This is a genomic window from Rhodococcus sp. P4_B6 (assembly GCF_056402215.1).
The window spans coordinates 1-11,978 of sequence record NZ_JBFUHV010000219.1; the positions used below are offsets into that span (position 1 = coordinate 1).

The following is an 11,978-nucleotide window of genomic DNA, read 5'->3' on the forward strand; positions in this document are numbered from 1 at the left end:
GTGTTGTTCCAGATGACAGGGGAGCAGCGTTGGTTGGCCGAGCCCTACCTGCCGACCCCTGTACGGGGGCTCAGCGACAATGACACAGCCGGGCTCGAACAGTCGCTCCAGGACGAGATTCGACGCGCCGCCGCAGAGGCGATCCTGAATTGGGGCAGGAGCGGTTCCCTCGCGGTTGCGCAACTGTCACCCGACCAGCTGATCGAGATGTTGCGCGTGTCGGTCGGCGAGCACGTGCCCGACCAGTACGCCGACATGGCCACCCACGAATTGCAGGTCGGGGCGGGCGGGACGAGCGCGGCTCCCCCGATGGTCCCGCCCCCGGGCTTCGATGCCGTCGTCATCGGCGCCGGCGCGTCGGGCCTCTGTGCCGCATACCGGCTGGGCGAGTTGGGCATTTCCTACACCGTGCTCGAGCGGAACGACGAAGTCGGCGGAACATGGCTGGAGAACCGCTACCCGGGATGCGGTGTCGACACAYCGAGTCACCTGTACTCGTTCTCGTTCGCGCGACACGACTGGTCCCGATGGTTCGCCTCACGGGATGAGTTGCACGGCTACTTCCAACAGATTGCCGACCGGTTCGGAATTCGCYCGAACATCAGGTTCGGCATCGAGGTCGAGGGTGCCACCTGGGATGACGACACCCGGCGGTGGACGCTGGATCTGATCGACCAGGACGGTCACCGATCGACCACCACTGCTGCGATCGTGATCAGCGCAGTCGGCGCCTTCAACAAGCCGAAGATCCCCGCGATCCCGGGCACCGATTCGTTCACCGGGCCCGTGGTCCACACAGCGCGGTGGCCCGAGGACCTGGACGTCGCAGGCCGGCGAGTAGGAGTGATCGGCAACGGGGCGAGCGCGATGCAGCTGGTTCCCGCGATCGCCGATGCCRCCGAGTCGGTCACGGTATTCCAGCGGTCGCCACAGTGGGCCGCCCCGTTCGAAAAATTCAAGGTCGACGTTCCAGAGCCGATCCGCTACCTCATGGCTGAGGTCCCGCTGTACCGGTCGTGGTATCGGCTCCGGCTGACCTGGATCTTCAACGACCGCGGCCACGACGGATTGCAGAGAGATGTTCAATGGCCGCACCAGCATCGGTCGATCAATGCGATGAACGACGGCCACCGGCGTTTCCTCACCCGATACCTGGTCAAGGAGCTCGACGGGAACTTGGAGATGCTCGGCGATGTCTTGCCGACCTATCCGCCCTTCGGGAAGCGAATGCTGCTCGACAACCGCTGGTTCGCCACGCTGGCCCGCGAAGACGTCCACTTGCAGACGACACCGATCGCCGAGATCCAGGATCAGTGCGTCCACACCACGGACGGTCTCACACATCCAGTCGACGTTCTGGTGTTCGCCACGGGATTCGACGTCGTCAGATTCCTCGCCCCCATGCGGATCACGGGCCGCAGCGGCCGCACACTCGAGGCGGCCTGGGACGGTGACGACGCGCGTGCCTATCTCGGCGTCGCGGTTCCGGATTTCCCCAACTTCTTTTGCCTGTACGGTCCCAACACCCAGTTCGGGCACGGAGGAAGCCTCATCTCCATGATGGAGCTCCAGATGAATTACATCGTCGATCTGATGAACCAGATGATCACCAAGGACCTGGACTCCGTGGAGTGCAGCCAGGACGTCTATGACGACTACAACCGCAAAGTGGACGACGCACACTCTCGGATGGTGTGGTCCCACCCCGGGATGGACGTCTACTACCGCAACTCCAAGGGGCGAGTCGTGGTCAACAACCCATTCAAGGTGGTCGACTTCTGGGACATGATCCGCCGAGCCGATCTGGGCGACTTCCGGACCACCGAACGTACCTCAGGAGACATGGAATGAAGATTGCAGGTTGCTCCGCAGTGATCAGCGGGGGAGCGTCGGGGCTCGGCGCGGCTGCCGCTCGCCGGTTGGCCCGAGCCGGCGCGAGCGTAGTGCTACTCGACCTCCCCCGGGCGGAGGAGGCAGGCGCGGCGCTCGCCGCAGAGTTGGGCGGCGGCGCCGTTTTCGTACCCGGGGATGTGACGAAGTGGGACGACGTGGGTGTTGCCGTGCAGACGGCACGGGAGCTTGCTCCGCTGCGGATCGCGGTGGCCGCCGCTGGAATTGCGACCAGCGGGAGTCTGGTGGGCCCGCGCAGCGACAGGGGAGAGCTGTTCGCGCAGACGGTGGCTGTGAATCTCGGCGGAACCTATGCCCTCATCGCGCACGCTGCTTCCGCGATGAGTGAGCAGGCGCAGACCGACGGAGAGAGAGGCGTGGTGGTCTGCACTGCTTCGATCGCCGCATATGAGGGGCAGGTCGGGCAGGTGGCCTACGCGGCCTCCAAGAGCGGAGTCGMAGGACTGACGCTGCCGGCAGCGAGGGAACTCGCCCGGCACCAGATCCGCGTCGTCACCATTGCCCCCGGTTTGTTCGAAACTCCGATGTTCGCGGGAGTCGCGGATGAGGTGCGCGCCTCGGTGGGGGCGCAGGTTCCGCACCCGAGTCGGCTCGGCAATCCCGATGAGTATGCAGGTCTCGTGCAGCACGTGATCGAGAATTCGATGCTCAATGGTGAGGTGATCCGGCTCGACGGCGCGATCAGGATGGGGCCGCGGTGAGCCTGCGTCGAGATTGACCCGAGGATCCATCCTTTCGAGATATCGAATTCAAATCCGTTATTATGTAGAATGTGGCTAATTGAGTGTTGGGAGTTCAAGTATGGGTCCGTTGGCGGGGATCAGTGTGGTCGAGTTTGCAGGCATCGGACCGACGCCCTTCGTCGCTCTCCTACTGAGTGACTTGGGAGCTGATGTCATCACCATCGACCGGGTACCTTCCGCGGATGGCGGTACACCAGACGACTTGGTCCGAATGACCACCGGGGGGCTCGGCCGGGGGCGCCGCTCGGTGGCAGTCGACCTCAAGTCCCCCGGTGGGATCGATACCGTGCTCGAACTGCTGAAGAACGCGGACGGACTGATCGAGGGATACCGGCCCGGAGTCATGGAACGCCTGGGCTTGGGGCCGGAGGTGTGCCTGGCTCGAAACCCGCGCCTGGTCTTCGGGAGAATGACCGGATGGGGCCAGGACGGCGACCTGGCCCAGCGTGCCGGCCACGACCTGAACTACATAGCGGTCGCCGGCGTGCTGCACCACATCGGCGGCCGAGATCAGGCGCCCACGGTGCCGTTGAACCTCATCGGCGACTTCGGCGGCGGAGGCCTGCTTCTCGCGTTCGGCATGGTCGCAGCGATGCTCGAAGCGAAGAACTCGGGTCGGGGCCAGGTGGTGGATGCGTCGATGGCCGAGGGCTCGGCACTGCTGATGACGATGATGTACGAGCTGTCCGGGCGTGGCATGTGGGACCACGACCGGGAGTCGAACATGAACGACGGCGGCGCCCACTTCTACAGCGTGTACGCCACCTCCGACGACAAGTATGTCGCGGTGGCCGCCATGGAACCGAAGTTCTACGCAAACCTCCTCTCGGCGCTCGGGCTCGATGACCGCGATCTGCCCGATCAGTGGGACCGTAGTCAATGGCCGGCGCTACGCGAAGTGTTCGCAGAAATCTTCCGAACGCGGACCCGCGACGCGTGGACGGCGCTGCTGGAGAACACCGACTCGTGCGTCACTCCGGTCCTGTCCATGCTGGAAGCGCCCAGTCATCGTCACAACGTATCGAGGAATGCGTTCATCAAGGTGGACGACATCACCCAGCCGGCCCCGGCTCCCCGATTCAGTCGCACGCCCACACAGGTGCGGCGCGGGGTGGCGGAACCGGGACAGCACTCGGTGGAGGTGCTCCGCGAAGCGGGTATGGATGAAGCAAGGATCGATGCGCTGCTCGCATCTGGCTCGATCGCTTCAACGGCTCAGGAGGTCAAGGCATGAACCCGGATCGATTCTTGAGGACATTCGATGTCCTCGATGCACTCGTCGACGCACCCGACGGGTTGCGGCTCACCGAGATCAGTCAGGCGGTCGGCGCGCCGGTCAGCAGCACTCACAACCTGCTGCAGACGATGCTCGCCGCCGAAATTATCGCGGCCACAGACGATCTCCGCTACACGGTCGGCCCGCGGGCTGTTCGAGTCGGGATCAAGATCATGAATTCGCTCGAAGTACGTACGCTCGGGCGGCGGCATCTCGAACATCTCGCCAAGACCCTCGGCAACGACGTGTACCTGGCGGTACGGGTCGGCGACCGGATCGTGTACGTGGATCGATTTCGCGGGACGCAGCCCGTGTCGGTCAACATCAGGATCGGCGATTCCCTGGCGCTGCATGCCACCGCGGTCGGAAAACTGTATGCCGCATATGAGGACGACTTGCGCGAACGGGTGCTTGCGCGTCCGCAACGCCGCTTGACGTCCACCACGATCACCGAACCGGAATTGCTGGAAGCCGAGTTCGATCGGATCCGGCAGAGTGGACTGTCCGTCAGCCGAGAGGAGGGCTATCCGGGAATCTTCGGAATCGCTGTTCCGGTTCGCGACGCCGCCGGGACGATGGTGGCTGCGATCCACGTTTCCGCGCTCAGTGCAGGCCTCGACACCGCCCGGGAAGACGAGCTGATCGAGCAGAGCCAGCGGACCGCTGCGGACATCCAAGACGATCTCGGCGTCAACGACCTCGCCAAACTGGTTTCGCCTGGCACCGCCGCCCCCGGTAGCGGGGCGGCCGGCGAAACTGCCACGAAGTCTGCTGCAAGAGCGGCGCGGCGCTGAAACATGAGGGCACCCAGCGACACCGACATCCCGGAGGCACACCGGATAGACCCGCAGATGCGCCGACAGCTCGCGACGCTGCGTGATTCTCTCGGACCACGCGGTTTCCTCAGCGTCGCCGACCTGAAAGAGAGGCGTCGACTGTACGACCGGCTGGGCATGAGCGTCACGGCCCCTGGCGAGCAGCCTGCAGTCGTCCGTAGCGACATCGTTCTGGAGGCGGGTTCGACAGTTCGGGCGCGGATCTACCAACCTGCCGAAGACCGCTGCGAGGGCGGACTGCTCTACATCCATGGCGGAGGAATGGTCATGGGCAGCATCGAGGCCGAGGACGCATATGCGGCGCAACTCGCTGCGGGCACTGGGGCCACCACGGTCTCGATCGACTACCGGTTGGCCCCGGAGCACCCCTACCCGGCTGCAATCGACGATTGCACGGCAGCACTGACCTGGATGATGGATTCGGGTCACACACTGGGGATCGACCCGGACAGAGTTGCCGTCTACGGCGTCAGCGGAGGAGGAGGGCTCGCAGCGGCGCTCGCCCTGCGTTGGCGCCACCGCAGAGACCCCCGCATCGCGCTCCTCGCATTGGCGGCGCCCATGCTCGACGACCGCACCGGCGTGCAAGGCGCTCAGCCGGCGCTCGGCGTCTGGGACAGCGAGCACAATATCGAAGCGTGGCGTCACATCCTCGGTGACAGGGCAGGAGGAACCGAGGTCCCCGCCGACGCCGCCGCGGCCCGCGCGACGGATCTGACAGGCATGCCGCCGACCTTCCTCGACGTCGGCTCGCTCGATCTATTCCTCTCCGAAAACCTGCGTTTCGCACAGGCATTGGCAACAGCAGGGGTATCCCTGGAGCTGCACGTCCACCCCGGCGCGTACCACGGATTCGACCAGCTGGCTCCCGGGGCGGAGCGCACCCGTCAGGCATGGGCGCAACGCATCGAGGCGCTGCGCTGCGCCCTTCGGGGCGATCCGGCCTCGCCCTGACATCGCCCCGGGTCCGCATCAGACCCTCGCGACCTCGAGGGTGACGGCGAGGCCGAATCCGCCGCCGTCCGTGGAGCCGATCCCTGCGGGCGCCGACGGCCGAGTCGGCGACGTTGGCCCCGGCCTGACGGCCGACGAGCTGGAGTGCGGAGTTGCTCGGGGTTGGTGCCGTCGCCGGACCCGCCCAACTCGATGGGGATCGCGAGGTCCCGTTCTCAGAACACCAGCAGCACTGGGTACTTCGGGTAGGTTATTCCCAACAAGTCGAGCATCGACCGGCTCATGACTCCGATCAGTCAGTGGGCACGTCGTCGGGGTCGAGCTCGACCTCGATCAGGAGCGGTCGTGTGCGATTGACGATAGCTTTCTCCACCGTTGTGAGATCGTCGGGAACTCGCATGGTGACTCCCTCGCCCCCGAGGGCAGTTGCAAGCGCCGAAAGATCCGGCCACCGGAACAGTGTCCGGGCAGGGTCCATGTCCCGGTTGCGGAACTGAATGTGCTCGGCGCCATAGGACGAGTCGTTCAGGACCATGACAATCAAGTCGATCCCGTTTTGCACGGCGCTGACGAATTCAGTGATTCCACCGAGCATGAAGCCGCCGTCTCCACAGACCAGGAATACGGGCCTGCCCTGCGCGGCGAGCGCGGCTCCGATCGCGTTCCCCATGCCCAGGCCGATCGCGCCGAAGTTGCAGGTATGCACGAGTGAATAGGGGTCAGGAACGTGCAGGAGCTTATATCCTGCAAACATGAAGCGACCGGCATCGACTACGACCACTCGGTCCTCTGGAATCAATCGGTCGATTGCTCGCACGCTCACGGAATGGGATACTGCCCACGAGAGAAGTGGGAGACGGTGGGATCTCGTAGTCCTCGCTATCAACTGACTTCTCGATCCAGTCATTCCGAAACCGGCGGGCAGGGACTTCTGCCTCGTCGAGATACCCGAGGATCGCGTCCGCGATCGTCGCAGCGTCGCCCAGCACAGCAGCATCGACATCGATGTGTCGCCTGATCGCCTGTGGATCGGTATCGCACTGCACGACTCGCTTGCCGTCCAGGAGGGCCCCTGAATCCGTGGTCCAGGAATTCAGGCTCGCGCCGAACGCGATGACGCAATCGCTCTTGCCGATCTGGTCCAGAGCGACGGAGGTGGAGAGTGTGCCGAATACTCCCAGCGCCCCTGGGTCCGCCGCGAACAGCGACTTTCCCCGCAACGTGGTTGCGACCGGCGCACCGAGACGCTCGGCGAGCCGGCAGATGGCTGCCCGAGCGCTCGGCGTCGCCGCCCCGCGGCCGGCCAGGACGATCGGTCGCTCGGCGGCAGCAACAATGCCGACCGCTCGGTCCATCGCGTCAGGGTCCAGTGTGGTGATCCGGTCCGCAGTCGGCAGAGGGTCATGTTGGTACTCAACCTCTTTCCACATGTAGTCCACCGGCACGTTGAGTACGATCGGTCTGCGTTCTGCGGTCGCCCGCCACAGGGCCTTGCGCAAATCCTGAACAGCGGTCTCGGGGCGCCGTACCTGTTCGAAACCGGCCCCTGTCGGAAGAACCAGGTCTCTTTGTGCGATGTCCTGCAGGGTGTTTCGGTCACCCTCGGCGGTGTCGCCGCAGATCAACACTATCGGCATCCGGCTCCGCACGCTGTCGATCACAGGCGGAAGGGCGTTGGCCAATCCTGGACCGTGGGTGACGGTCGCCACGCCGACCTCTCCTGAAACGCTGGCGTAGCCATTGGCCATCAACACGGCGCCGGCCTCGTGCGCCGATGCGATGTATGTGGCTCCAGGGATCGAGGCGTAGTGGTTCGCCAGGTAGAGGTTGCCGTCGCCCATCAGGCCGAACATTGTCTCGACCCCATGGTCGATCAGCCCTTGGGCGAGAGCCTTGTAGACCTGCATCGGTTGACCCTTTCGTTCAGAACGTCTCGAGACCACGTTGTGCCGATCAGTCGGCGGATTCCCAACGGCGCCGCGGTCATTGCACGTGGTAATTGAACATCCGCGCGCCTTCTGACGCCGGCTCTTGTGAGATGGTGTCGGCAAGTACTTTGTATTCGGGAATTCGGCCACGGTCCACTGTCGACCGGTCGCGGCAAACCAATTCGATGAGGTTGTCCGCCGGATCTCGGACATACATCTGGACCCCGCCATCCGGAAGCTCATATATGGTGCTGAGAAATCCCTTTTCTTTGATCCCCAGGTTCGTCGCGTGGTCGTACAGGCCCATGAAATCGCTGACCTCCAACGCAAAGTGATGAATCTGCCTTACGTCCGTCGTCGCCCCGTACTCGTATACGTGCAGTGTCCTGTCACCGATCGAGAACCACGCGGTCGGAACTGCGAAGGTCGGGGACGGGACCTGCTCGAGATGCAGAAAGTTTTCATAGAAGCGCACCGACTCACCCAGTTCACGAGCTGGCACGCTCACGTGATTGACGGCTACGACGGGGTGGCTCATCTCGTTCCTTTGTTTCTCGGTGACACCAGGGGGAATTCGTATCGGTTGAGGCACAACCGATCAGACAGGTTGCGGGATCTGAGCCGATACCGCGGCCTTCTCTTTCGCCTTCGCGAGGTCTTCACGAACGGCGAGACCGTACTCACGTGGGTCCAACTCGAGTCCGTACCGCCGCCCCGACGGATACAGCCGAGCCATCTGCTCGTGTTCTGCAGCGATCGCCACCCGCATCGCGGCCTCGTCGGGAAGGTCGACGTCTCCGGCGATGACAGCGGCGAGCCAACGGCTCTGGATGTCGATCATCCGGATATTGGCGCCGCCGCTGACGTCGAATAGTCCAACGAAGTAGAGGCCGGGCCAATTTGGCGACACGGCCCTTCGATACAGGTCGATGCGTCCACCGTTGATCGGCGACACCTCGCTACTGAGGAACGGGATGTCGAACTGGTAGCCGGTCGCGGCGATCACGGCGTCGAAATCCTCTTCCGTTCCGTCGTCGAATCGAACGGTAGTGCCTTCGGCGCTGTGTGTTCCGGGACGGACCGCGATTCGGTTCCACGCGATATGGGACATCACGGTCGGGTGACTGGCCGGGTGCGTCCGTGTTTTCGGTGTCGTGAAGCCCCATTGCTCCATCCGTCCGTGCGCGACCAGCGTGACCAGTTCTCGGACCCGGCGCGCCAGCGGCCAAGGTAGCCAGGGGCGCTCCACCTTCGCCAGAAAGCGTGACAACGGAGCACCGAACATCATTCGAGGCATGATCAGAACGGGAGAGCGGGCAGCCAGCACCGTTCGGTCCGTCACAATGCAGACATCCGCAGCGATGTCCAGGCCGCTGTTTCCGGTCCCGATCACGAGGACCTTCTTTCCGGCGAAGCGATCCGGCGCCCGGTAGTCCCGTGAATGCAGGTATTCACCCGTGAAGTCGGCTGCGAACGGGGGGTGGCTCGGGATCGACTGGTGTCCGTTCGCTACCACCACACGGTCGAATTCGGGTTCCGTGCCATCGTTCAGCTTCAGCTTCCAGCGCGGGCAGGCGGGTGCTTCTGCTACCGGCTCGACGCTGTCGACCGTGGTGTTGACAACGATGTGCGCCCGCAAACCGAAGTGGTCGGCGTAGGCGTCGAAGTAAGCCCGCATCTCATAGTGAGTGGGGAACAGGGATGCCTCCGCGGGTATCGGAAAGTCGCGGTAACCGGTGTCCTTCGCTTCGGAGTTGATCCGCAGCGACTGATATGCCGCGCCGATCCCGTTGTCGTTGTCGTATACCCACAGCCCACCGACCTCGGACCCCTTCTCGTAGACGGTGACGTCGAAGCCCCGTCCGATGAGGTGTTTGGCTGCACTCAGCCCGGCGGGCCCTGCGCCGATCACGGCAATTCGCTGGACCTTCAAGATTTCCTACTTTCGAAATGTGTTTCCAGTTTTGGTAATCGTGATGGTATCGCTCGTCCACTCACCTGACAAGAGAGGGGGACGCACGGTGTGGGCGATCGGTCACGGTCGCCGTGGTGGCTGGTCGGTGCGATCAGTGGCGGCGGTATGCAACGCCGGCATGGTCATGAGTGGTGAGTTCGCATCTCGGGGCCGGGGTTCTGCTGGTGTCGCTGTTCCACGAGCCACGTGGCGATCTGCGTTCGCGAGGTGTAGCCGAGTTTGGAGAGGATCCGTTCGACGTGCCCCTGTGCAGTCCGCTGCGAGATGACCAGCTTTGCGGCGATCGCCCTGTTGGTCAGTCCCTCGGCGACGAGCTCGGCGACTTGTCGTTCACGTCGGCTCAGGGTGCCGACTTCGGGCGTCCTCGTCGCAGGCACGGGCTGTATATCGAAGGCGTATTCGACCGCGTCGTCGACGCTGAACGCGCTGCCGTGCTGGTACTTCTCCTCGAACTGTCGGTCACCGAGCACACGGCGTGCCTGCTGTTCGCAGTCGCTGTGGTAACTCAGACCGGTGAGATAGTTGGCCATGGTTCCGCCGACGTCCCGCCAGATTGCGGCGGCGGCTCCGAGAAGGACTGCGGCGCAGCCGGGATCGTGGTCGGTCTCGATCCATGCGAGCGCTTCCAGGCTGCAGCCGATGCCGAACGAGTCGTCGGCACGAGTCGACAGTCGGATTCCCTCCTCGATGACCGCTCGCGCCCGGGTGCGATCACCATCGCACCACCACGCCCAGGCCCCCATCATCGCGGACCGCCCGCAGTACACGAAGTCGCCGAGTGTCCCGGCGAGGGCAAGCATCTCCGCGTGGCAGACGCGCGCCTTGGACGCGTCGCCGAGCGACACGTAGGAGAGCCCTTTGCCCAACAGGCTCACTACGTGTAAGAAGTCGGCACCCTCGGTTTCTTGCGCGGCACCGATCGCCTCATCGAAATACATTACGGCGGAAACGGAGTCGCGGTTGTAGAGAGCGAGGAATCCTCGGACGAATCCCCGCAGCGCACGCATCCAGGTGGCGCCCGGTCGATCCTCGAGGGAATCGGCGCGGGCCAGCAGACCAACACCTTCAGTCACGTCTCCCTGCACTCCCGCGAAGAGGCTGACCAGGTACAGGGCTGTGGCCGGATCCGCACCGGATTCGCCGACGTGGGCGGCGAGGACCCGGTCGAGCCAGAGCCGGCCCTCCCGGACGTATCCGCGGGAGAGCCAGAACGGAGACAACCCGACCGCCATGCGCAGTCCGGCATCGGCCTCGTCTGGTTCGGAGAGCGCAAAATGCAGGGCAGCACGAAGATTCGGCTGTTCCCTATCGAGGAGATCGAGCCAATGCAGCTGACGAGGACTGATGATGTCGGCCGCGGCACGCGTGATCAGCTCCTGGTAAAAGTCCTGAAAGCGTCTGCGCAGGTTGGGGTATTCGTCCGTGGGCTGCAGTTTTTCCTGGGCGTACTCTTTCAAGATATCCAGCATCCGGTACCGGACCACGTCGCCGGCCTCTTCCCTGATCAAAATCGATTTGTCGACCAGTGCCGACACGACGTCGAGGAGATCCCCGCCCCGATCATCGTCGCCGCAGATGGCTTCGGCGGCGTCGAGTTCGAAGCTGCAGGCGAACACCGTCAACCGCGCCCACAGACGCTGCTCTTGCGGGGTGCACAGCTCGTAGCTCCAGTCGATGGACCACCGCAACGTCTTCTGCCGGTCGGGTGCGGCACGGCTGCCGCCGGTGAGCAGGCGGTATCGATCGGTCAAGCGGTCGAGGATCTGGTGCACGGACATGACTTGCAGCCGAGCTGCGGCCAATTCGATCGGCAATGGCAATCCGTCCAGGCGAGCGCAGATCTGCGCCACCGCCACCTGATTGTCCTCCGTGAGTTCGAACGTGGGAACGGCGGCGACGGCTCGTTGCAGAAACAACGCGACCGACTCGTAGCCGGGCAACCCGCGAAGCGACGGCGCATGGTCTGGGTTGGGGGTCTGCATCGGCGGAACCCGGGTCACCGCCTCCCCCCTGACCCTCAGCGGCTCCCGGCTCGTCGCCAGGATGCGCACCCCTGGGCAGGTCCGCAACACGGTGGCCGCCAGTGCCGCCACCGACTCGACCAGGTGCTCACAGTTGTCGAGCACCAGCAACACATCCTTGTCGGCGAGGTGGTCGGTCAGCAGGACCAACGGTGCGTCCACCGTGTGATTCCTCAGTCCGAGGACATCCGATACGACACCGGTCACCAACTCCGGATCGGAGAGCTCACTGAGCTCGATCAGCCACACCCCGTCGGTGAACGCTCGCTGCGAGTCGGTGGCGACTCGCAGCGCGAGCCGGGTCTTCCCGACGCCCCCGATCCCGGTCAATGTC

10 protein-coding genes and 1 pseudogene are annotated in these 11,978 nt (G+C 64.2%); 5 read left to right on the top strand and 6 right to left on the bottom strand.

What is annotated here, in order from left to right:
- The 5 genes from AC1DWT_RS45230 to AC1DWT_RS45250 all read left to right on the top strand — a co-directional run.
- Positions 1-1,851, top strand: a 1,851-nt coding sequence (locus AC1DWT_RS45230) for a flavin-containing monooxygenase (RefSeq protein WP_477925773.1), incomplete at its 5' end; no start/stop codon positions are given.
- Positions 1,848-2,612: an SDR family NAD(P)-dependent oxidoreductase gene (locus AC1DWT_RS45235; RefSeq protein WP_477925774.1), complete on the top strand. Its 765-nt coding sequence runs from the start codon at positions 1,848-1,850 to the stop codon at positions 2,610-2,612. The genes AC1DWT_RS45230 and AC1DWT_RS45235, both read left to right, overlap by 4 nt.
- 100 nt (positions 2,613-2,712) lie before the next feature.
- Complete coding sequence (locus AC1DWT_RS45240) at positions 2,713-3,888, top strand: CaiB/BaiF CoA transferase family protein (protein ID WP_206012530.1); 1,176 nt, start codon at positions 2,713-2,715, stop codon at positions 3,886-3,888.
- Complete coding sequence (locus AC1DWT_RS45245) at positions 3,885-4,724, top strand: IclR family transcriptional regulator (protein WP_095863824.1); 840 nt, start codon at positions 3,885-3,887, stop codon at positions 4,722-4,724. Before AC1DWT_RS45240 ends, AC1DWT_RS45245 begins: the two co-directional genes overlap by 4 nt.
- A 3-nt stretch (positions 4,725-4,727) precedes the next feature.
- Positions 4,728-5,720, top strand: coding sequence for an alpha/beta hydrolase (locus tag AC1DWT_RS45250; RefSeq protein WP_206012529.1), 993 nt, complete (start codon positions 4,728-4,730; stop codon positions 5,718-5,720).
- Positions 5,721-5,747: 27 nt separating this feature from the next.
- Here AC1DWT_RS45250 and AC1DWT_RS45255 read toward each other — a convergent pair.
- The 6 genes and pseudogenes from AC1DWT_RS45255 to AC1DWT_RS45280 form a co-directional block, all read right to left on the bottom strand.
- Positions 5,748-5,920 (bottom strand): annotated as a pseudogene (locus AC1DWT_RS45255) (OsmC family protein); the annotation flags it as partial.
- A gap of 92 nt (positions 5,921-6,012) precedes the next feature.
- Positions 6,013-6,501, bottom strand: coding sequence for a thiamine pyrophosphate-dependent enzyme (locus AC1DWT_RS45260; protein ID WP_206012528.1), 489 nt, complete (start codon positions 6,499-6,501; stop codon positions 6,013-6,015).
- Positions 6,458-7,627, bottom strand: a complete 1,170-nt coding sequence (locus AC1DWT_RS45265; protein ID WP_206012527.1) for a thiamine pyrophosphate-binding protein — start codon at positions 7,625-7,627, stop codon at positions 6,458-6,460. Before AC1DWT_RS45265 ends, AC1DWT_RS45260 begins: the two co-directional genes overlap by 44 nt.
- Before the next feature lie 76 nt (positions 7,628-7,703).
- Entirely contained in the window at positions 7,704-8,186 is a 483-nt protein-coding gene (locus AC1DWT_RS45270) for a VOC family protein (protein ID WP_206012526.1), read from the bottom strand.
- 60 nt (positions 8,187-8,246) lie between these two features.
- Positions 8,247-9,581, bottom strand: coding sequence for a flavin-containing monooxygenase (locus AC1DWT_RS45275; protein WP_206012525.1), 1,335 nt, complete (start codon positions 9,579-9,581; stop codon positions 8,247-8,249).
- Positions 9,582-9,745: 164 nt separating this feature from the next.
- On the bottom strand, positions 9,746-11,978 hold a 2,233-nt coding region (locus AC1DWT_RS45280), incomplete at its 5' end, for an ATP-binding protein (RefSeq protein WP_477925775.1).